At 74.7% G+C, this 20427-nt stretch carries 18 protein-coding genes, 1 pseudogene and 1 riboswitch; of the genes and pseudogenes, 10 read left to right on the forward strand and 9 right to left on the reverse strand.

Translation table 11 applies throughout. From position 1 onward, the window contains the following. The first annotated feature begins 56 nt into the window (after nucleotides 1-56). Nucleotides 57-728, forward strand: coding sequence for a TetR/AcrR family transcriptional regulator (locus BM093_RS01595; protein ID WP_093335999.1), 672 nt, complete (start codon nucleotides 57-59; stop codon nucleotides 726-728). A gap of 11 nt (nucleotides 729-739) precedes the next feature. Here the strand turns inward: BM093_RS01595 and BM093_RS01600 are convergent, their stop codons facing one another. The 6 genes and pseudogenes from BM093_RS01600 to metE all read right to left on the reverse strand — a co-directional run bounded on the left by BM093_RS01600 (nucleotide 740) and on the right by metE (nucleotide 7573). Next, nucleotides 740-1063, reverse strand: a complete 324-nt coding sequence (locus BM093_RS01600) for a DUF6925 family protein (RefSeq protein WP_425439095.1) — start codon at nucleotides 1061-1063, stop codon at nucleotides 740-742. Beyond that, nucleotides 1053-1748 (reverse strand): annotated as a pseudogene (locus BM093_RS38285) (DUF6925 family protein); the annotation flags it as partial. The pseudogene BM093_RS38285 and the gene BM093_RS01600, both read right to left, overlap by 11 nt. Nucleotides 1749-1797: 49 nt before the next feature. Continuing rightward, nucleotides 1798-2649 carry an ABC transporter permease gene (locus BM093_RS01610; RefSeq protein ID WP_143105217.1) on the reverse strand — a complete coding sequence of 284 codons (852 nt, stop codon included), beginning with the start codon at nucleotides 2647-2649 and terminating at the stop codon, nucleotides 1798-1800. Beyond that, nucleotides 2646-3593 (reverse strand): ABC transporter permease, encoded by a 948-nt coding sequence (locus BM093_RS01615; RefSeq protein WP_093336009.1) that lies wholly within the window; start codon nucleotides 3591-3593, stop codon nucleotides 2646-2648. Before BM093_RS01615 ends, BM093_RS01610 begins: the two co-directional genes overlap by 4 nt. Nucleotides 3594-3600: 7 nt before the next feature. Further along, nucleotides 3601-5127: an ABC transporter substrate-binding protein gene (locus BM093_RS01620; RefSeq protein ID WP_093336012.1), complete on the reverse strand. Its 1527-nt coding sequence runs from the start codon at nucleotides 5125-5127 to the stop codon at nucleotides 3601-3603. 145 nt (nucleotides 5128-5272) lie between these two features. Continuing rightward, nucleotides 5273-7573 carry a 5-methyltetrahydropteroyltriglutamate--homocysteine S-methyltransferase gene (gene metE / locus BM093_RS01625; RefSeq protein ID WP_425439088.1) on the reverse strand — a complete coding sequence of 767 codons (2301 nt, stop codon included), beginning with the start codon at nucleotides 7571-7573 and terminating at the stop codon, nucleotides 5273-5275. A 131-nt stretch (nucleotides 7574-7704) separates the two neighbouring features. Further along, nucleotides 7705-7962: riboswitch (cobalamin riboswitch) on the reverse strand. Nucleotides 7963-8164: 202 nt separating this feature from the next. On the opposite strand from metE, the gene mdo reads away from it, so the two are divergent. From mdo to BM093_RS01640, 3 genes are all read left to right on the forward strand, one after another. Next, nucleotides 8165-9457 carry an NDMA-dependent methanol dehydrogenase gene (mdo, locus tag BM093_RS01630; protein ID WP_093336015.1) on the forward strand — a complete coding sequence of 431 codons (1293 nt, stop codon included), beginning with the start codon at nucleotides 8165-8167 and terminating at the stop codon, nucleotides 9455-9457. A gap of 132 nt (nucleotides 9458-9589) precedes the next feature. Beyond that, a complete protein-coding gene (locus BM093_RS01635) occupies nucleotides 9590-10903 on the forward strand; it encodes an AAA family ATPase (protein WP_093336018.1) in 1314 nt (437 codons plus the stop codon). 28 nt (nucleotides 10904-10931) lie between these two features. Then, nucleotides 10932-12470, forward strand: coding sequence for a VWA domain-containing protein (locus tag BM093_RS01640; RefSeq protein WP_093336021.1), 1539 nt, complete (start codon nucleotides 10932-10934; stop codon nucleotides 12468-12470). Between the two features lie 8 nt (nucleotides 12471-12478). Here the strand turns inward: BM093_RS01640 and BM093_RS35710 are convergent, their stop codons facing one another. Beyond that, nucleotides 12479-12676, reverse strand: coding sequence for a hypothetical protein (locus BM093_RS35710; RefSeq protein WP_093336025.1), 198 nt, complete (start codon nucleotides 12674-12676; stop codon nucleotides 12479-12481). Between the two features lie 110 nt (nucleotides 12677-12786). Here BM093_RS35710 and BM093_RS01650 point away from each other — a divergent pair, with 110 nt between their 5' ends. From BM093_RS01650 to mftM, 3 genes are read left to right on the forward strand one after another with little or no spacing between them, the layout of a single operon-like run. Then, on the forward strand, nucleotides 12787-14139 hold the full coding sequence (locus tag BM093_RS01650) for a sensor histidine kinase (protein ID WP_177238212.1): 1353 nt from the start codon (nucleotides 12787-12789) through the stop codon (nucleotides 14137-14139). After that, a complete protein-coding gene (locus BM093_RS01655; RefSeq protein ID WP_218162619.1) occupies nucleotides 14136-14768 on the forward strand; it encodes a response regulator in 633 nt (210 codons plus the stop codon). Before BM093_RS01650 ends, BM093_RS01655 begins: the two co-directional genes overlap by 4 nt. A 51-nt stretch (nucleotides 14769-14819) precedes the next feature. Next, on the forward strand, nucleotides 14820-15530 hold the full coding sequence (gene mftM / locus BM093_RS01660; RefSeq protein ID WP_093336030.1) for a mycofactocin oligosaccharide methyltransferase MftM: 711 nt from the start codon (nucleotides 14820-14822) through the stop codon (nucleotides 15528-15530). On the opposite strand, the gene BM093_RS01665 is transcribed toward mftM, so the two are convergent. Together BM093_RS01665 and BM093_RS01670 are read right to left on the reverse strand one after the other, a co-directional pair. Beyond that, on the reverse strand, nucleotides 15490-16665 hold the full coding sequence (locus BM093_RS01665; RefSeq protein ID WP_093336033.1) for a DUF418 domain-containing protein: 1176 nt from the start codon (nucleotides 16663-16665) through the stop codon (nucleotides 15490-15492). The two genes, mftM and BM093_RS01665, sit on opposite strands and share 41 nt — an antisense overlap. Continuing rightward, nucleotides 16658-17260, reverse strand: coding sequence for a hypothetical protein (locus BM093_RS01670; RefSeq protein ID WP_093336585.1), 603 nt, complete (start codon nucleotides 17258-17260; stop codon nucleotides 16658-16660). The genes BM093_RS01665 and BM093_RS01670 overlap by 8 nt, the downstream gene beginning before the upstream one ends. Before the next feature lie 110 nt (nucleotides 17261-17370). On the opposite strand from BM093_RS01670, the gene BM093_RS01675 reads away from it, so the two are divergent. From BM093_RS01675 to BM093_RS01685, 3 genes are all read left to right on the forward strand, one after another. After that, the gene (locus tag BM093_RS01675) at nucleotides 17371-18600 is read left to right on the forward strand and encodes a sensor histidine kinase (RefSeq protein WP_177238213.1); all 1230 of its coding nucleotides are present in this window, start codon (nucleotides 17371-17373) and stop codon (nucleotides 18598-18600) included. 65 nt (nucleotides 18601-18665) lie between these two features. Beyond that, nucleotides 18666-19700 (forward strand): ABC transporter substrate-binding protein, encoded by a 1035-nt coding sequence (locus tag BM093_RS01680; protein WP_093336039.1) that lies wholly within the window; start codon nucleotides 18666-18668, stop codon nucleotides 19698-19700. A gap of 54 nt (nucleotides 19701-19754) precedes the next feature. Continuing rightward, nucleotides 19755-20405 (forward strand): response regulator, encoded by a 651-nt coding sequence (locus tag BM093_RS01685; RefSeq protein ID WP_093336042.1) that lies wholly within the window; start codon nucleotides 19755-19757, stop codon nucleotides 20403-20405. Nucleotides 20406-20427 lie beyond the last annotated feature (22 nt).

Genomic DNA, 20427 nt, shown 5'->3' on the forward strand with positions numbered 1-20427 from the left:
GAACCTTAGCTATCCCTGAACAACGTTCGCAATCGTCGCCGACGTACGGTGTCCCGGTGCCGACCACACCGCACGCACGGTCGGGCCGGCCGGGCCCCAAGCCGCGCCTGACCCGGCAGGAGATCGTCGAGGCCGCGGTCGCGGTCGGTGTCGACCGCCTCTCGGTCGGCGCGGTCGCCGAGCACCTGGGCGTCGCGCCCGGGACCCTCTACCGCTACGTCGACGGCCTGACCGAGATCGCCTCGGCAGCGGTCGCGCTGGTGCTGGCGCGCACCCCGCTGCCGGATCCGGGCCGGGGCTGGCGGGCGTTCCTCGAGGCCGAGGCCGGGCTCGCGTTCGACCTGCTGCTGGGCTGCTCCGGGCTGATCCGCGACCTGGACGCCGACCTGGGCGCGGTCGCCGGGGACCGGGCCGGGCGGATCGTCGCGACCCTGCAGCACGCGGGCTTCGGCCCCACGGCCGCGGTGCGGGTCACCGACGCGGTGCTCGACACCGTGGCGGACGGGATCCGGCAGACCCGGTGGGTGCGCGGGCCGGACGGCGGCCCCGGCGACCTGTCCGAGCCCGCCCGCGCCTACCTGGCCACGATCGACGAACCGGTCCGGGCCGAGGTGCGCGGCCTGATGACCGATCCGCGTCACCACGTGCTGGACAAGGTCGCCCTGGTGCTCGACGGCGTGGAGCACCGCCGCGCGCGCGGGCAGGAGGGCTACGCCGGCATCGCGTGACCGCGGGCCGCTCACCCGCCGTTGCGGTCGCCGTCCGGGTCGAGCAGGTCGGGCCCGGGAGCCGCCCGGCCCCGCCAGGCGGCGAGCACGGCCGGGTCCGCGCCCCGGTGGGCGAGCACGCGCAGGGCCACCGCCTGCGCGGCGCGACCCGCCGGCCCGTCCGGACGCACGGCGCCCGCCGCCGGCCCGTCCGGCCCGTGACCGGCCGCGACGGCGGCGTCCACCCGCGCGGTGATCTCCCGCTGGGCCGGGTCCCCGAACCGCTCCAGGAGCCGGTCGAAGGCGGCCAGGCGCTCCGGGTCGAACGGCGCCGGGCGCCCCGTCAGGTCGGTCAGCGGGTGTGCCGGGTAGGTGCGCGCACGGCAGGTACCCCTTCGGCACCGGGACGGTCGCGGCGTGCGTGCGCCCGGCCCGCAGCACGTGCGGGAGCAGGTGGGTGTGCGGGCCGTCCGGTGAGCGCCCGTCCGGCGGCGGGATCGGGGCGTAGACCTCGACCCGGCCGACCGCGGTCGTGAACACCCGGTGCGGGCCGGCCGCGACCACCGCGGCGTTGAGCTCCGCGTCCTGCGGGCGCCCCTGCGCGGCGCGCAGGAGGGCGAGCAGCTCCGGGTCGGCGGTACGGATGCAGACGTCCACCGTGGACGTCCCGATCCCGAGGTCGACGAGCTCGGCGTCCCGGTCGGCGGCGCGCAGCGCGCCCCGGTCCGGCCCGAGTCCGGTCACCACGGTGCGGGCCGCACGCCGCGCCGCGCCGGTGGGCAGGCACAGCGCGACCGCGTGGTTCCAGTGGTCCTCCGGGCCGACCGGCGTGCGGTAGGCGAGTGCCCGGGTGCCGGCGGGCGGGTCGAGCCGGATCCCGCCCCGGTCGGTGACGAGGGTGCCGGGTCCGGTCCGCACCGGCTCGTCCGGGAGCCGGACGAACTCGGCGATCGCCCCCGGGGCGCCCATGCTCCAGCCGGCGTCCGGGTCGGCCAAATGTCCGGTCACCAGCTCCGCGACGGCATCCATGACGGCGTCCATGACAGCACTCTCCCTCCTCCGGGCCCGGTACACCGGCCGGGCACGTCGCTCATCGGGCACCCGCCCGTTCCCAGCGCCGCCCGCACCACAGTGCGGTCCCGGCGGTCAGCACGACGGCGACCGAGGGCACCAGCACCACGTGCGGCGCGGTGAACAGGTACTCGCGGCCCTCGGCGACCATGGCTCCCCACTCGGCGGTCGGCGGCTGCACGCCGAGGCCGAGGAACGACAGCCCGGACACGGTCAGCAGTGTGCTCGCGAAGCGCACACAGGCGTGCGCGGCCAGCGGCGGCAGCACGTTGCGCCCGACGTGGCCGGCCAGCACCCGGACCGGGCCCGCGCCGAGCGAGACCGCCGCGGTGACGTACTCGCGGTCGCGCTCGGCCAGGGTCAGCAGGTAGGCCTGGCGGGCGAACGGCGTCCAGGCGATCGCGGTGACCGCCACCAGCAGCGACGCCGCGCCCGGCCCCAGCGCCACCGCCGCCACCAGTCCGAACAGGACCACCGGGATCGCCGCGAGCACGTCGACGAACCGCATCACGACCCGGCCGAACGCACCGGTCGCCGCGGCCGCCATCCCCACCGAGACCCCCGCGGCGCCGGTGACCAGCACGGCGAACAGGCTCAGCCCGATCGTCAGCCGTCCACCGTGGACCAGCCGGGCGAGCAGGTCCCGGCCCAGCTGGTCGGTGCCCAGCGGGTGCCCCGCCGACGGGCCGGCCAGCAGCCCCGCGAAGTCGGCCCGGTCCGGGTCGGCCACCAGCAGCGGGCAGATCACCAGGAACGTGAGGACCACGAGGACCACGCCCGCGGCGGCCACCGCCCGAGGGGGTGTCCGTCCGGTGCGCGGCCGGGTCACCGGCGGGCGCCGCCCGTGCGCGGCGCCGCTGGACACGCTCACCGCGCCCGCTCCGCGCCGCGCTGCACCGGGTCCAGCGCGGTCGCGAGGACCTCGACCAGCACCCCGGCGAGCACCGCGACGGCGACCACCAGCAGCGTCCCGGCCTGCACCACCGGGAGGTCCTGCGCCTCGACGGCCCGGTGCAGGGTCCGGCCCAGGCCGGGGATCCCGAAGACCACCTCCACCACGACCGCGCCGCCGAGCAGGCCGGAGACGAACATCCCGGCCAGCGCGGTCACCGACGTCGTCGCCAGCCGCGCGCCGTGCCGCCACAGCACCGCGTGCTCCCCCAGTCCCTTCGCCCGGGCGAGCAGCACGTGCGGGCGGGCCAGCACCCCGGCGGTCTCGGCCCGCACCAGCTGCGCGGCCAGCGCCGCCGGGTAGGCGGCGAGCACCAGCACCGGGAGCACCAGGTGCGCGGGATCGCCCCAGCCCACCGCGGGCAGCACGCCGAGTCCGACCGCGAACACCAGCACCAGGCAGGGCGCCAGGACGAACTCCGGCACCGCGACCCCGGCGATCGTGCCCGCCCCGAGGAACCGGTCCAGCCGCCCGCCGGGGCGTCGGGCCGCGTACGCGCCGGCGGGCACCCCGAGGACCGCGGCCAGCGCGAGCGCCAGCACGGTGAGCAGGCCGGACACCGCGGCGGCGGAGCCCACCTCGGCCGCCACCGGGTTCTGCGAGACGTAGCCGTGGCCGAGGTCGCCGCGCAGCAGCGCCCCCAGCCAGCGCAGGTACTGCTCCACCGCCGGGGCGTCGAGGCCCAGCTCGGCCCGCACCCGGGCCTCGGTCGCCGGGTCCGGCACCGCCTCGGCCGTGCGCGCCCGCAGGACCGCACGGGCCGGATCCACGCCGACCATCCGGGGCAGCGCGAACACCAGCACCGAGGCGGCGAGCAGGACCGGCGGTACGACCAGCAGCCGGCGCAGGAGCAGCGCGGTCACCCGCGGGTCACCCGGACGGCGTCAGCTGCGGGAGGATCGGTGCGATCTGCAGCGGGTCGGGGGTGAACCCGGTGGCCCCGCGCAGCACCGCGGTGTTGAGCGGGTGCACCAGCATCACGCCGACGGCGTCGGCGGTCAGCATGCCGGCCGCCTCGGTGAACATCCGCTGCCGCTCGTCGGGGTCCACGGTGCCGTTCAGCTTCGCGATCAGCGCATCGTAGGCCGGGTTGCAGTACTGGTCGATGGCGTAGCTGCCACCACAGGTGTAGTCCGAGGTCAGCGTGCTCGCCGCGTCCGGGAAGTCGGACAGGTAGCTGCGCGAGTTGAGGTACATGTCGTAGTTCCCGGCCAGCACCTCGGGCTCCTGCGCCTGGTAGTCGCCGACGGTGATCTCCACCCGGATCCCGGCCTCGGCGAGCATCGCCTGGATCGCGTTCGCGAGGGTGGGCAGCTCCGGGCGGTTCGGGAACGTCCACAGCTGCACGGTCAGCGGCTTCTCCGGCCCGTACCCGGCCTCGGCGAGCAGCTGCCTCGCCTTCTCGACGTCGGCGCCGGGCGGCGGAGCGCTTGCTCCCCACGGGACCGCGGCGCCGAACAGATCGGCCGCAGGTGCGGCACCGCCGGCGAGCACCTGCTCGGCCAGCACCGGCCGGTCGATCGCCGCGGTGACGGCCTGCCGCACCCGCTCGTCGGCGAACGGCGGACGGGCCTGGTTGAGCTGCAACGGCACGGTGCGCGCGTTCGGGTACTCGACGACCTCGGCCCCGGCCGAACGGACCTGCTCGAGCTGGGCCTGCGGCAGGCCCTCGGCGAACTGGAGGTCCCCGGCCTGCACCGCGAGCGCCCGGGCCTGCGGGTCCTCGACGTAGCGGACGGTGATCCGGGCCGCGCCGGCCTTCTCGCCCCAGTACTCCTCGTTGCGCACGAGCACCGCGGACTCGGTGCCGTTCGCCTCGGTGAACACGAACGGTCCGGTCGCGCTGCGCAGGTAGTCGGGTGCGCCGCCGCCGGCGTAGGCGGCCGGGGCCAGGATCCCGAGGTTCCCGCTGGACATGCGCAGCGGCATGATCGGGTCCGGCTCGTCGGTGGTGATCCGGACGGCGTCCGGCCCGTCCGCCTCGATCGCGAACCCGATGTCGCGGATCGCCCGGGGCGGCGCCTCGACGCCGGCGATGTGGCTCAGCGCGGTGACGACCGCCTCCGGGGTGAGCGGGGTGCCGTCGTGGAACGTGACGCCCTCGCGCAGGGTGAACCGCCACGAGTCGCCCTGCTGCTCCCAGGACGTGGCGAGCATCGGCGCCGGCCGGGCCTGGTCGTCCACCGTGGTCAGCGTCTCGGCGACGCCCAGGCTCTGCAGGCGGGCACCGTCGTCGGCCTCGAAGGCGTAGTCGGCCCGCGGCGGGAACTGCAGGGCCACCGCCAGCTCACCCTCGGCGTCCGGCGTACCGCCGGTGCCGCCGCAGCCCGCCACGAGCAGGGCCACCACGGCCAGCAGGACGGCCGGGACTCCGGTACGGCGTCGTCTCGTGATCACTCCGTATGACTACATCTGAGCAGGTGTTCAATCAACAGAACGTGAGGGATGCCCCCGCGGCGTCCACCGTGACGGCCGGTCCGGTCGACGCCGCGGGAGCGCACCGGCATCGGAGCCGGTGGGTCGGGCGGTGCGCGGCCGGTCGTCAGCCGGTGCCCACCGTCGTCTCCCGGACGCGCCGCGCGGCGGCGACCAGGTGGGTCAGCGCCTCGACGGTCTCGGTCTCGCCCCGGGTCTTGAGCCCGCAGTCCGGGTTCGCCCAGAGCCGTTCGGAGCCGATGTGCCGCAGCGCCTCGGTGAGCTGGTCGGTGAGCTGGTCGGCGCCGGGCACCTCGGGCGAGTGGACGTCGTAGACACCCGGCCCGAGCCCGCGCGGGACGCCGGGACCGAGGTCGGCGAGCACCTCCATCCGGGACCGCGCCGCCTCCACCGTGGTGACGTCGGCGTCCAGGCCGTCGATGGCCCCGACGACCTCGCCGAACTCCGAGTAGCACAGGTGGGTGTGGATCTGGGTGGTATCGGCGACCCCGCCGACGGCCATCCGGAACGAGTCCACCGCCCAGTCCAGGTAGGCCTGCCGGTCGCGCTCGTGCAGCGGCAGCAGCTCGCGCAGCGCGGGCTCGTCCACCTGGATGATCCGGATGCCGGAGGCCTCCAGGTCCACGACCTCGTCCCGCAGTGCCAGCCCGACCTGCCGCGCGGTGTCGCCGAGCGGCTGGTCGTCGCGGACGAACGACCAGGCCAGGATCGTGACCGGGCCGGTCAGCATGCCCTTGACGTAGGCGGTCGACAACGACTGCGCGTAGCGCGCCCACTCCACCGTGATCGGTTCGGGCCGGGACACGTCCGAGTGCAGGATCGGCGGGCGCACGCAGCGCGAGCCGTAGGACTGCACCCAGCCGAACTCGGTCGTGGCGAAGCCGTCCAGGTTCTCGGCGAAGTACTGGACCATGTCGTTGCGCTCGGGTTCGCCGTGCACGAGCACGTCCAGGCCGATGCCCTCCTGGAGCTCGATCACCCGGGCGATCTCCCGGCGCATCCGGCCGGTGTACTCGGCGTCGTCGATCCGGCCGCTGCGGTGCGCCGCACGGTCCTTGCGGATCTCCGGGGTCTGCGGGAACGAGCCGATCGTCGTCGTCGGGACGTCGGGCAGGCCGAGCGCCTCGCGCTGCGCCTTCGCCCGGACGTCACCGGCACCGCGCCCGTAGTGGTCGGCGCCCAGCGCGGTGAGCCGCGACCGGACGGACTCGTTGCGCCGCGACGCCGCCGCCACCCGCTCCCGGGTGGCCCTCGCGGTGTCGAACTCGGCCGCCACCGCCGCGCGCCCCTCGTGCAGCGCCCGGCCCAGCAGCACCACCTCGTCGACCTTCTGCCGCGCGAACGCGAGCATGTCGACGACGTCGGCCGGCAGGTTCTGCTCGGCCGCCAGGTCGTAGGGCACGTGCAGCAGCGAGCAGGAGGTCGAGATCTCCACCCGCGCCGCGACACCGACGAGCCGGGACGCGGTGGCCAGCGCGTCGTCCATGTCGGTGCGCCAGACGTTGCGGCCGTCGACGACGCCGGCCAGCACCTGCTTGCGGCCGATCCCCTCGACCGACTCGATGCCGTCGAGGTCGGACCGCCCGGCGACCAGGTCCAGCGCCAGGCCCTCGACCCCGGTCGAGGCGAGCACCGGCAGCGCCGGGCCCAGCTCACCGAAGTACGAGGCGACCAGGAGCTTCGGCCGGCGGGGCGCCGCGCTGAGCCGGTCGTAGGCCTTGCGCAGCGCCGCGATCTCCTCCTCGGTCCGGTCCGCGGCGAACGCGGGCTCGTCGAGCTGGACCCACTCGGCGCCGGCGTCGGCGAGCTCGGCCAGCAGGTCGCGGTAGACCTCGACCAGCGGGCCGAGCAGGTCCAGCGGCCGGAAGCCGTCCGGGGCGCCCTCGGCCGGCTTGGACAGCAGCAGGAAGGTCACCGGCCCCACCAGGACCGGCCGGGTGAGCACGTCCGAGCGCAGCGCCTCCCGGAACTCCTCGAGCGCCTTGCGCGACGACGGCGCCAGCGGTGTGTCCGGGGCGAGCTCGGGGACCAGGTAGTGGTAGTTGGTGTCGAACCACTTGGTCATCTCGCAGGCCGGGGCACCGGGGCGCCCGCGGGCCATCGCGAACAACCGCTCCAGATGATCGGTTTCTCCGGCGAAGCGTGCCGGTACGGCGCCGACGGCGAGCGCGGTGTCGAGTACGTGGTCGTAGAACGAGAACGTGTTGCCCGGGACCTGGCCGAGTCCGGCGTCACGCAGCCCGGTCCAGGTCTCCCGGCGCAGCCCGGCGGCGACCTCGTGCAGCGCGGACGCGCTGCTCCGGCCGGCCCAGAACGCCTCGGTGGCGCGCTTGAGCTCCCGGTCCGGCCCGATGCGGGGGTACCCCAGAACGGTGCTTGCAGTGCCCGATTCGGATGTGATCGTCACGGCCCTCTCTCCTCGCGAGCGCGGTGGTGATCCGCGGGCGTGACGAGGGGGGTCGCACGGCATCGGCGGGCACACGCGTGCCCGGATGTCCGCTCGGCCCGCCCTCGAGGCCACGGATCGGTGCGCGCCGGTCGGCACGCACACCGGCGGCAGGTATTCGGACTCGTGGGCATGGGCGCCTCCGGCGCCCGTGAGTGGTTTTCGCGGCTCCGACCGCGCTTTCCACTCACAGTCCTACTGGCCGTCGCTTCCCGGGATCTCTCCCAGTGCTCATGACGGCGGTCGTTCCCACTCACCGCTGCGGGGCAGTCCCGGATTCGCACCGGGTTCCCAGTTGCCTCGTGCCGCGCCCCTCGGGGCCGGCACGAACCGTCGGCACCACCGACCCTAGATCAGCTGTGCGGGAACGGCCAGGGGTCGCGACGCGCCGTGGACCGGGCCGGCCCGCTCGGACCTCACCCCGCCCCCTCCGTTCGTAGGGGCTTCCTGCCCGGACGCCCGAGCAGTAATCGCGATCACCCCTGTGCGGACGGCCACAGCCGTCCTACCGTCCGTGCTCGACCCCACCGGCCGGCTGACGAAAGGGCTGACATGCAGGTAGACGAACTGCTCAAGCCGTTCCCCATCAAGGAGTTCCACCCGTTCCCGCGGGCGCTGATGGGTCCCGGTGCGCACGAGATGATCGGTCCGGAGGCCCTGAAGATGGGCTTCAAGAAGACGCTGGTCATGACCTCGGGCCTGCGCGGGACCGACATCGTCCACAAGATCGTCGAGTCGATGAAGTACCACGGTCTCGAGGTCGTCGTGTACGACCAGGTCGAGTCCAACCCCAAGGACTACAACGTCATGGACGCTGTGGGCCTCTACCAGCAGAACAGCTGCGACTCGTTCGTCTCGATCGGCGGCGGTTCCTCGCACGACGCCTGCAAGGGCGCGCGGGTCTCGGTCGCCCACGACGGCCGCAACGTCAACGAGTTCGAGGGCTTCAACAAGTCGGAGAACCCGGCCAACCCGCCGCACATCGCGGTCTCCACCACGGCCGGCACCGGCTCGGAGACCTCCTGGGCCTACGTGATCACCGACACCACGACCGACCCGGACAACCCGCACAAGTACGTGGCGTTCGACGACGCGTCGGTGACCTCGCTGGCGATCGACGACCCGGTCCTCTACTACGACTGCCCGATCGACTTCACCGCCCAGTGCGGTTTCGACGTGCTCGCGCACGCCTCGGAGCCCTACACCTCGCGGCTGAACTTCGAGCCGTCGCTGGGCAACGCGCTGCACGCGGTGAAGCTGACCGCGCAGAACCTGCGCCAGGCGGTGTGGAACGGGCAGGACCTGCCCGGGCGCGAAGGCATGATGTACGCCCAGTACATCGCCGCCCAGGCCTTCAACTCCGGTGGTCTCGGCATCATCCACTCGATCTCGCACGCGGTGTCGGCGTTCTACGACACCCACCACGGCCTGAACAACGCCATCGCGCTGCCGCGCGTGTGGGCGTTCAACATGCCGGTCTGCTACGAGCGGTTCGCCGACATCGCCGAGGCGATGGGCGTCGACACCCACGGGATGACCAAGCCGCAGGCCGCCGACGCGGCGCTCGCCGCGTCGATCCGGCTGCTGCGCGACGTCGGCATCCCGGAGCGCTTCGCCGACGTCACCCAGGACAGCTACTCGAAGAACCGGCTCGGCCAGGGACCGACGAAGTACTACGAGAACTCGCCGCGGATCATCGGTGACGCCGCCGACGTCGACCGGATCACCCACCACGTCCTCGGCGACGCCTGCACCCCGGGCAACCCGAAGGAGTGCACGTTCGAGACCGTCCGCCCGGTCGTCGAGCACTCCATCAACGGCGACCTGGACGACCTCCTGACCTGATCGACCGGCTAGCCGCCCCCGTTCGCACCCAGCGGGCCCACGCCGTTCCGGGGACACTCGGACGGGGTGGGCCCGTCGGGTGCGCGCCCCGACGCACCACCGCCGGTGCCCCCTCCGTGAAGGAGATTCCACGTGCCCGAGGCAGTTCCCAGCGCTGAGCGCACCCCGTCCCAGGCCGAGGTCGCGGCGGACGCCGTCGCCCACGCCGGGCCGTTCGAGTCCGTCGACGAGGTCGTCACGGCCCTGCGCGAGCACGGCTACATCGCCGACACCCGGCTGGCGACGACCGTCTTCCTGCTCACCCGGCTCGACAAGCCGCTGCTGCTGGAGGGACCGGCCGGTGTCGGCAAGACCGAGCTGGCGAAGATGCTCGCGCTGGTGACCGGCCGCCGGTTCCTGCGGCTGCAGTGCTACGAGGGCCAGGACGAGACCAAGGCCCTCTACGAGTGGGACTACGGCAAGCAGCTCATGTACACCCAGATCCTGCGCGAGAAGATCGGGCAGGTCGTGGAGGACGCCCCGGACCTCGCCACCGCCGTGGAGCGCGTCGGGGCGCAGGAGAGCGTGTTCTTCTCCGAGCGCTTCCTGGCCCCACGCCCGCTGCTGGAGGCCATCCGCTCCGACGAGCCGTGCGTGCTGCTCATCGACGAGGTCGACCGGGCCGACGAGGCGCTCGAGGCCGTGCTGCTCGAGACGCTGGGCGAGTACCAGATCTCCGTCCCCGAGGTGGGGACGTTCGTCGCCAAGCACCGCCCGTACGTGCTGCTGACCTCGAACAACACCCGCGACCTCGCGGCCGCCCTGAAGCGCCGCTGCCTTCACCTGTTCCTGGACTACCCCTCGGCCCAGCGCGAGCTGGAGATCGTGCGGTCGAAGAAGACCGGGCTGGCCGACCAGGTGGCCGAGGAGCTCGTCGCCGTCGTCCGGGGCCTGCGCGAGCTGGAGCTGCGCAAGGCACCGTCGATCTCCGAGACGATCGACTGGGCCCGCACGCTGGCGGTGCTCGGTGTCGACGAGCTCGACCCGCGAATCCTCTCCGACACCGTGTCGGTGGTGGTCAAGTACGACAAGGACGTGCGCAAGGCCCTCGAGGCGATCCCGCACCTGGTCGACCCGAACGCCGTCGTGGAGGAGCACGGCCACGGTCATGGTCACGGACATGAGCACGGCCATGAGCACGGACACGACCACGGGCACGAGGGCGGCCACACCCACGACCGCCCGCAGGACGACGACCCGCCCGCGCGCAGCTCACGTCCGGCCGGGGGCGACCCCGACGACGGCGACGTCGACGGCCGTGCCAGGCGGGCGGCCAAGGACCGGCCCGGCCGGCACGCCGACGGCTACGGCAACTCGGCCGCCGCCGGCAAGGTCTCCCCGTCGATCCGTTCGGTGACGCCGGGCCAGGGCGCCCGGTCGTTCGGCGCCCGCAGGCGCCCGCTGTAGACCGCCCCCGACACCGAGGAGGTTCGCTGTGGAGGCGAGCATCCACCGCTTCGTCCGGCTCCTGCGGATCCGGTCGGTCCGCATCTCGGTCTCGGAGGCACTGGACGCCATGGCCTGTGCCGCCCAGCCCGGGGTGCTCGCCGACCGGTCGCTGCTCAAGGAGGCCCTGCGCGTCGCACTGGTGAAGGACCGGCGCGACGAGGCGACCTACGACGAGGTCTTCGACCTGTTCTTCTCCCTGGTCAAGGTCGGCGGGTCCGAGACGGGGCACGGCCACGGGCACGGACACGGCGACATGTCCGACGACACCCCGCTGGAGAACTTCACGCTCTCCGAGGAGCCGTCCGAGACCCCGCAGGAGGGTCACGACCACGGCGCACCGGCCGACATCCGCGACTACTTCGACCCGGAGGACCTGGCCGAGCAGTACAACCTGCACCAGGAGGCCAACAAGATCGACATGGCCTCGATGACCGACGAGATCGTGCTCTCCCAGGAGCAGACCGACGACGTCACCGACGGGCAGCGGGTGCAGATCGAGACCGACCGGTTCTCCGGCGGCGGCGCACCCGGCGACATCGCCCAGACCCAGGGCACCAAAGTCGACGCGGACCTGTCGGTGGCCCAGCAGGACGCGCTGCTGGGCTGGCTCAACTCCGAGGAGGACGCGCTCGCCGAGCAGCAGGGCACCGAGGACGACGCCGCGGCCCTGCGCCGCAGGCTGACCGGGGTGCTGGAGAACCTCCCCGAGCTGCTCAAGGCGCACCTGGAGAAGCTGCTCGAGATCGAGCAGCGGATCGTCGAGGGGCACGACGACGCCGAGCGTGCTGCCGAGGTGGACCGCGCCTCGGAGGCCGAGCGGATGCAGCTGGAGGACTCGCTGCGCCGCCTCGCGAAGTCGCTGCACGGCGCGCTGACCCACCGGCGCCGGGTGTCCCCGCGCGGGCGGATCGACTCGGCACGCACCATGCGCCGGAACATGCGCTACGACGGCGTGCCGTTCACCCCGGTGACCGTGCAGCGGCAGGAGGACAAGCCGCGCCTGGTGGTGCTGGCCGACGTCTCGCTGTCGGTGCGGGCCACCGCCCGGTTCACCCTGCACCTGGTGCACGGGCTGCAGGACCTGTTCGGCCAGGTGCGCTCGTTCGCGTTCGTCGCCGACCTGGTCGAGGTGACCGACCTGTTCGCCGACCACCCGGTCGAGCACGCCCTCGGGCTGATCTTCGGCGGCGACCAGCTCGACGTCGACGCCAACTCGAACTACGGGCTCGCCTTCGGGCAGTTCCTGGAGGACCACGGCTCGGCCGTCACCCGGCGGACCACGGTGCTCGTGCTCGGTGACGGCCGGGGCAACGGCAACGACCCGAACATGGAGGCGTTCGTCGAGATCACCCGGCGGGCCCGGGAGACGATCTGGCTGACGCCGGAGCCCCGGTACTCGTGGGGGCTGGGCCGGTGCGATCTACCGGCCTACGCCGAGCACTGCGACCGGGTGCGGGTCGTGCGCGACCTGTCCGGCCTGGAGACGACGACGAACGAGATGGCCGGTGAGCTCATCGGCCGGTGACCGGCGGGTCAGGGGCGGGGCTCCCTGCTCCGCCCCGCCCCGGTCAGGCCGAGCACGGCCCACATCACGCCCACGAGCACGCCCCCGACGAGCGCGACGACCGTCAGCCAGCTGCTGCCGAGGACCGCGAGCAACGCGACCACGAGTCCGAACACCATGGACACGACGACGGCGACGGTCGGGGCGGAGCGTGCGTTCTGCTGCATGCCCGGAGCCTGGCCGAGGCGCCCGCACCCGCGGCACCGGCGACCGTCCGGTCCCGGCCTCCACCGATCGGTGGAGCCGGCCGGGCCACCGGGCGATGGATCATGCGCACATGACCGGGTCCGACCCGCACGTGTGGGAACGCCTCGAACCGGCCTGGCACGCCGCGTTCGCCCTGTTCGTGCTGGTGACCGCCGCCCTGGTGGTCACCAATCCGGACGCCCCGACCGTGGCGGGGACGGCGCTGCTCGCCGTGATCGGGCTGGTGCACGCCCTGCTGGCACCACCGGCGATGCGGGACGCCCCGTCCCGGCTGGGCGCGGCGTACCTGGCGGTCACGGTGCCCGCCACGGTGGCACTGTTCGCGCTGACCCCGGTCGGCTCGGTCATGCTGTTCGTGCTGTTCCCGATGGTGTGGCGGTTGCTCGGGACCCGCGCGGCGGTGGTCGTCACCGTGGGCCTGGTCGCCGCGGTGACCGCGATCGGGATGCTGCTCTCCGGCGCCGCCCCCGGACCCGGCTACCTGGCGCTCTACGGCGGGGCGGCCCTGTCCGCCGTCCTGCTCGGACTGTGGATCACCTCGATCGCGGCGCAGAGCGACCGGCGCGCGGCGCTGCTCGCCGAGCTGGAACGGACCCGCTGCGAGCTCGCCGCCGCGCACCGGGAGGCGGGGGCGCTGGCCGAACGCGAACGGATGGCGCGCGACATCCACGACACCCTGGCCCAGGGGTTCACCAGCCTCACCCTGCTGGTCCGCGCGGCCGCCGGGGAGATCGACCGGGACCCGGCGGCGGCCCGGCGGCACCTGGACCTGGCCGAGCGGACGGCCCGGGAGAACCTGGCCGAGACCCGGGCCCTGGTGCGCGCCGCACCCCCCGCCCCGCCGGCCGGCGACCCGCTGCCGGTGGCGCTGTCCCGGCTGGTCGCCCGGTGCGGGGAGGCCATGCGGGCCGGGGCTGTGGGGGGCGGGGCTGATGGGTCCGAGGCCGACCGCTCCGGAGCTGCGGGGGCCGGGGCGACCCTCGACACCGCGGGCTGGGACCCGCCCGGGCCGGGCCGGTGCACCCCGGAGCGGGAGATCGCGCTGCTGCGGATCGCCCAGGAGGCGCTGGCCAACGTGCGCCGGCACGCCGCGGCCTCGGCGGTCGCGGTCACGCTGCGCCGGGCCGAGGGCGGGACCCGGCTGGAGATCCGCGACGACGGCCGCGGTTTCGACCCGGCCGCGGAGCGGGACGGCCGGTTCGGGGTGAACGGGATGCACGGGCGTGCCACCGAGCTCGGCGGCACGCTCACCGTGCTCAGCGCTCCCGGAGCCGGGTGCCGGGTGATCGCCTGGATCCCCGACACCGCCCCGGACGCTCCCGGCACGGAGGCCCGGGCTCCCCAGGAGACGGCCCCGGAGGCGGCGGACCCGCCGGAGACGGCCTCGCGGGAGACGGCCGAGCCCGCCGGGGGCCACCCGTGACCGGGCCGGTCGTGCTCCTCGTCGACGACCACCCGGTGGTCCGGGAGGGCCTGCGCAGCGTGCTGGCCGCGGCCGGTGTCGTGGTGGCCGGTGAGGCGGGCGACGCCGAGGCCGCGGTGCGCCTCGCCCGGGAGCACCGGCCCGACGTCGTCCTGATGGACCTGCGCCTGCCCGGCCGCTCCGGGCTGGAGGCCACCGCCGACATCGTGGCGGCCGGGGCGGCCCGGGTGCTGGTGCTCACGACCTTCGACACCGACGCCGACGTGCTGCGCGCGATCGAGGCGGGCGCGGTCGGCTACCTGCTCAAGGACACCCCGTCCGAGCAGCTGGTGGCCGGGGTGCGCGCCGCGGCCGCCGGGGCGACGGTGCTCGGGCCGGAGGCCGCCGACCGGCTGGCGCGCGCCGTCCGTGCCCCGCGCCCGCCCGCGCTGACCGCCCGGGAGGAACAGGTGCTGCACGGGGTGGCCCGCGGGGCGTCCAACCCGCAGATCGCCCGCGAGCTGGCCATCGGCGAGGCGACCGTGAAGAGCCATTTGATCCGGGTCTTCGAGAAGCTGCAGGTCGACGACCGGACGTCCGCAGTGGTCGCCGCGCTGCGGCTGGGCCTGCTGCAGCTGCCCGATCCCTGAGCCCCGTCCTCTACCGTCGGGGGCTCGCCCCCACCCGTCCCAGGAGCGCCCGTGATCGGAACCGACCGGCTCAGCAACGACCTCGCCGGCTGGCTGGACCGCACCCTCGTCCGCCCCGGGCTGCTGGCGCCGGACCGGTTCGAGGAGGCGTTCGTCGCCTGCGTCGCGGGCGCGGCGAAGGATCCCGCGAACCCCGACGACGCCTGGCTCGCCTTCTACCGCAACACCCTCGACGCGCTGGCGGGCGAGCCCGAGCCGGGCGGCACCAACGCCGAGATGGCGCCGGTGCACGCCCGGGCCCGCTCGCTCGTCGCCGGAGACGACGTGCTCGAGCTGGGCTGCTGCTTCGGGTTCCTGTCGCTGCAGCTGGCCCGCGACGGGCACCGGGTGACCGCCACCGACAGCTGCGCCGGCACGGTCGAGCTGCTGACCCGGATGGCCCCGCAGCTCGGCGCCGGCCTGGCGACCCAGGTGGCCGACGCCCGCGCGGTCGCCCTGCCCGACGACTGCACCGACACCGTGTTCGCCGTGCACCTGATCGAGCACCTGCCCGCCGCCGAGGGCGAGGCGGTCGTCGCGGAGATGCTGCGGCTGGCACGGCGGCGGGTGGTCGTCGCGGTCCCGTTCGAGGACGAGCCGAACCCCGCCTGGGGGCACGTGCGGGTCTTCGACACCGGTGTCCTGCACCGGATCGGCGAGCGCACCGGGCGGCCGTTCACGGTCACCGGGTTCCACGGTGGCTGGCTGGTGATCGATCCCTGACCGGCTCGGCACCGGCGCCGGTCGCCCTCGCGGGGACCCGGTCGAGGATCGCGTGCGTGAGCGCCTCCAGCGGGCCGCGGGTGTGCCGGCGCAGCCACCACGACGCCGCGAGCGCCGACCCCACCATGATCAGGGCCCAGACCGCGACGACCACCGCCGTGCGGGCCGGCGGGGCGAGGGTGGTGAGCGCCCCGGCCAGGCCGAATCCCCAGGCGTGGAACAACACCGCCGAGACCACGTTCTGCCCGACGTAGCAGGTCATCGCGGTCCGGCCGACCGCGGTGGCGCCGCGCCGCACCGGCCCGGCCGGTCCGCGCAGGCGCAGCACCAGCTCCGTGACCAGCCCCAGCAGCCCGGCCGCGACCAGCGGGGCGACCAGGTAGCGCTCGACGACGAACCAGTCCGGGCCGGCGAGCGCCGTCGCCACGTTCAGCACGGCGCCGAGCGCACCGACGGCCATCAGGATCCGGCGCAGCCGCGCGCCGCGCTCGTCGAACACCCCGGCGCGCAGCAGGGCCGAGCCGGCCAGGAAGAGCACGATCCCGGACGGGACGATCATCACGAGCTCGATCCGGTACAGCAGCGGCTGGGTGAGCCGCTCCCACACCTGCCCGGTCCAGGTCGGCGGGTATCCCGGCAGCGGCACGTCGTCCCCGGAGAGCCCGCTCGTCGCCAGGGTGAGCGCGCCGACCACCAGCAGCACGAACCCGCCGGCCACCGCGCCGGCCGTCACCCGCACCGCACGCGACCGCCCGATCAGCCATGCGACCAGCACCGATGCGACCGCGTAGCCCATGAGCACGTCGAACTCGAACACCAGCACGTAGTGCAGCAACCCCTCGGCGAACAGAATCGCCGCCCGCGCCAGGTAGCGCCCGGGCCAGCGCATCCCGCGCCGCACCGCGGAGCGGTACTGCAGCTCCATGCCGATCCCGAACATCAGGGTGAGCAGCGCGAGGAACTTCCCGTTCGCCGCCGCGCGCAGCACGTCGTCGACCCACCAGCCGCCGGCGAACCCGGTCAGGGCCGCGGCCGGTCCACCGGGGTCGGCGAACAGCCAGATGTTGGTGGCGAGCGTGCCGGCGATCGCGATGCCGCGCAGGACGTCGGGTGCGGACAGGCGGCGCTCAGACACGGGTGCGCTCCCGGCCGGAGTCCGCCGAGCCGGGGAGCACGGTGGCCCACAGTGGTCCGACGACGAACCAGATCCCGGCGACCACCGACACCGTGCCCAGCCACGACCACATCGGGTCGGCGGGCCACTGCGCGGGGCCCGGGAACTCCCGGCCACCGACCACGGTCAGCAGCACCAGGACCGCGGCGGCGATCCCCCACGCCACCACGACCTTGCCGAACTCGCGCCACTCGTAGCGGGTCCGTGCCGGCCCGCCCCGCGGCGGCTTCACCGGCGCCGGCCCGCCCGCGAACCGGTGGGCGAACCGGACGTCGGCCCAGCGCACCAGCGAGTGTCCGAACGCGACGGTGAGCCCCAGGTAGACCGCCGCCAGTCCGTGCACCCGGTTCGGTTCCCCGCCACCGGCCAGGTCCACGGTCGAGGCGACGATCAGCACGACGTCCATCAGCGGCACCCCGAGCAGCAGCGCGGCACCGAGCCGCTCCCGGCGCAGCACGTACCGCGCGGCCAGCCCGGCCACCATGAATATCCAGAACCCGATCTCGGATGCGCCGATCAGCCACAGCAGCGGCTCGGCGAGCAGTGAATCCCCCATGGCAGCAGAGCCTGCCGACTCCCGGGCCCGCGGGCGTCCGGCGCACGACCGATCCGGTCGTACCTCCTTCGTCGGACGCAGCGGGCGGCCACCCGTGCTGGGATGGGCCCGTGATCTCCTTCCTGGCCCACCGCGACGAGGCGTCGCCGTGGCGGGACGCAGGGGCGGCGGTGGCCTGGTTCGCCTTCGGCGTGCTGGTCCTGCAGGTGCTGCCCGAGCTGCAGATCACGTGGTGGCGCTCCCCCGACGCGCCCGGCACCGCTGCCGCGCTGGTGGTGCTGGCCGTCGGGTGCTCCGGTGCCCTGCTGCGGCGGCGGCACGCCCCGACCGGACTGCTCATCGGGACCCTCGCGCTGCTCGCGGGACCGTTCTGGCTCGGACGGACCGACATCGGCACCATCGCCGTGGTCACCGACCTGCTCTACTGCGCGGTGGTGTACCCGCCGCGGCGCACCGCACGGATCGTCTCCGTCACGGCCGGGGTGGCCATCGCCGGGCTGGCGCTGGTCTCGCTCGCCCTGCAGGGGACCCGGATCGCCGCGCTGCACCTGCTCAACCTCGTCCTGATCATCGGGATCCCGCTGCTGTGGGGCACCGAGGTCCGCCGGCACCGCGACCTCGCCGTCGCCGAGCGGGCCCGCGCCGAGGAGGCCGCCCGGGTCGCGGCCCGGGACCGGGACGCCGCGATCGCCGCCGAGCGGGCCCGGATGGCCCGCGACCTGCACGACGTCGTCGCGGGCCGGCTGTCGGCGATCGCCCTGCAGTCCGAGGCCGCGCTGCAGCCCGGCGCCGACCCCGAGCTGGTGCGCCGGGTACTCGCCACCGTCCGCGAGTCCGGGGTGGCCGCGCTCGGCGAGATGCGCACGATGATCGGGCTGCTGCGCGACGCGGACACGACCGACCCGCCGACCGCACCCGCCCGGCTGTCCGAACTGGACGCCCTGGTCGAGGACGCCCGTCGGGCCGGGCTCACCGTGCGGCTCGACGACGACCGCGCAGCCGGGACCGGGCTGCCGGCCCCGGTCGAGCTGGCCGGCTACCGCATCGTCCAGGAGTCGCTGACCAACGCGATCAAGCACGCGCCCGGCGCGGCGGTGCGGGTGCGGCTGGCGACCGACGGCACCGGGGACCCGCTGCGGATCGAGGTGACCAACGGTGCCGGTTCCCGGCCGGCCGCCCAGGCGCCCGGTGCGCGGGCCGGGACGGGGCTGGCCGGGCTGGCCGAGCGGGCGGCCGCCGTCGGCGGGACGCTCGACGCGGGCCCGGACGGCGACGGCTGGACGGTCCGGGCGCGGCTGCCCGTCAGCGAGCCCGCCGGAGGGACTGATCACAAACGTTGAGCCGGAGCTGAGGGTTGGCTAACTTCTCCGGTGTCCACCGGCACCCAGCCCCGCGGAGGCCCCTCGTGTCCCTGCCCATCGAACGGCGCACCCTGCTGCGCGCCGCCGGAGGCCTCGGCCTCGCCGCCCTGCTCGCGGGGTGTGCCGGCGGCGGCGGTTCCGGTGCGGACGACGGGTCGGGCGCCGGTGCACGCACGATCGCGCACAAGTTCGGCAGCACCGAGGTCAGCGGTACCCCGGCCCGGGTGGTCACCCTCGGGCTCACCGACCAGGACTACGCGATCGCGCTGGGCACCGTGCCGGTCGGTGTCCGCGAGTGGTTCGGCGGCCACCCCGGCGCCCTGTGGCCGTGGGCGCAGGAGCGGGCCGGCGGGACGGTGCCCGAGGTGCTGCCGGTCGAGGAGATCGACTTCGAGCAGATCGCGCGGCTGGCCCCGGACGTCGTGCTCGCGCCGAGCGGCGGCCTCACCCAGGCCGACTACGACCAGCTGTCCCGGATCGCGCCGACCGTCGCGCAGCCGGGCGAGTTCGCCGACTACGGCGCGCCCTGGCAGAAGATCATGGAGATGACCGGGGCCGCGCTCGGGCAGCCCGAGCGCGCCGCCGAGCTGACCCGCGAGGTGGAGGGGCAGTTCGCCGCGACGCGGGCCGAGCACCCCGAGTTCGCCGGGAAGACCGCCCTGCTGGCCACCGTGCTCGAGGACGGCTCCTACTACCTCTACGCCGAGGGCCCCGCGCCCCGGTTCCTCGTCGACCTCGGGCTCACCATGCCGCCGGCCGCCGAGGCGATCTTCACCGGCCCGGAGCGCGCGCCGCAGATGCTCAGCCGCGAGCGGCTCTCGCTGTTGGAGGCCGACCTGCTGCTCGTCGGGCTGTACGGCGACCAGGCGCAGCAACGCTTCACCACCGACCCGGTGGCCCAGGGCCTGCGCGTGGTCGAGGAGGGCCGGACCGTGCTGATGCCCGAGCTCAGCACGCTGAACGGCACCCTGTCGTTCGGCTCGGTGCTCAGCCTGCCCAAGGCCCTCGAGGAGGCCGTGCCCCGGTTCACCGCCGCGCTCGACGGCGACCCGGCCACCCCGGTCCCGGCCGCGGGCTGAGCACCGGGCGCCTGCATCCTTCGAGGGACGCGGGCGCCGGCGCCGCGTGCTGGGATGTCGGACGTGGAACGGGTGCGGGTGGTCGTCGCGGACGACCAGGAGGCGGTACGGACCGGGCTGGTGCTCATCCTCGGGTCGGTACCGGACATCGAGGTCGTCGCCGAGGCCGGGGACGGGCTGGACGCCGTGCGCGCGGCCACCGAGCACCGGCCGGACGTGGTGCTCATGGACATCCGGATGCCCGGCATCGACGGGATCGAGGCGACCCGCCGCATCCTCGACGAGGGCTCGGCCCAGGTGCTGGTGCTGACGACGTTCGACCTGGACGAGCTGGTCGACGGCGCGCTCGCCGCGGGGGCGAGCGGGTTCCTGCTGAAGTCGGTGGACGCGACCCGGCTGCAGGACGGGGTCCGCGCGGTCGCCCGCGGGGACGGCGTCCTCGCCCCGGAGGTGACCCGCCGGGTGATCTCCCGCTACGCCGGGGCCCCGCAGCCGTCGTCGGTTCCGGGGCTCGACCAGCTCACCGCGCGGGAGCGGGACGTGCTCGGCGGGCTCGGCCGCGGGCTGTCCAATGCGGAGCTCTCGACGGAGCTGGTGATCTCCGAGGCGACGACGAAGACGCACGTGTCGCGGGTGCTGGCGAAGCTGGGGCTGCGCTCCCGCACCCAGGCGGCCATCGCCGCCCAGGAGGCGGGCCTGGTCTGACGGCCCGCCCCCGGGACTTCCT

The organism is Pseudonocardia ammonioxydans, from assembly GCF_900115005.1.
Taxonomy (GTDB): Bacteria; Actinomycetota; Actinomycetes; order Mycobacteriales; family Pseudonocardiaceae; genus Pseudonocardia; species Pseudonocardia ammonioxydans.

Excerpts from the sequence above, each read along its gene's own strand:
- mdo (WP_093336015.1), top strand. The coding sequence starts at position 8,165 with ATGCAGGTAGACGAACTGCTCAAGCCGTTCCCCATCAAGGAGTTCCAC.
- BM093_RS35710 (WP_093336025.1), bottom strand. The coding sequence starts at position 12,676 with ATGCAGCAGAACGCACGCTCCGCCCCGACCGTCGCCGTCGTCGTGTCC.
- BM093_RS01650 (WP_177238212.1), top strand. The coding sequence starts at position 12,787 with ATGACCGGGTCCGACCCGCACGTGTGGGAACGCCTCGAACCGGCCTGG.
- BM093_RS01670 (WP_093336585.1), bottom strand. The coding sequence starts at position 17,260 with ATGGGGGATTCACTGCTCGCCGAGCCGCTGCTGTGGCTGATCGGCGCA.
- BM093_RS01685 (WP_093336042.1), top strand. The coding sequence starts at position 19,755 with ATGTCGGACGTGGAACGGGTGCGGGTGGTCGTCGCGGACGACCAGGAG.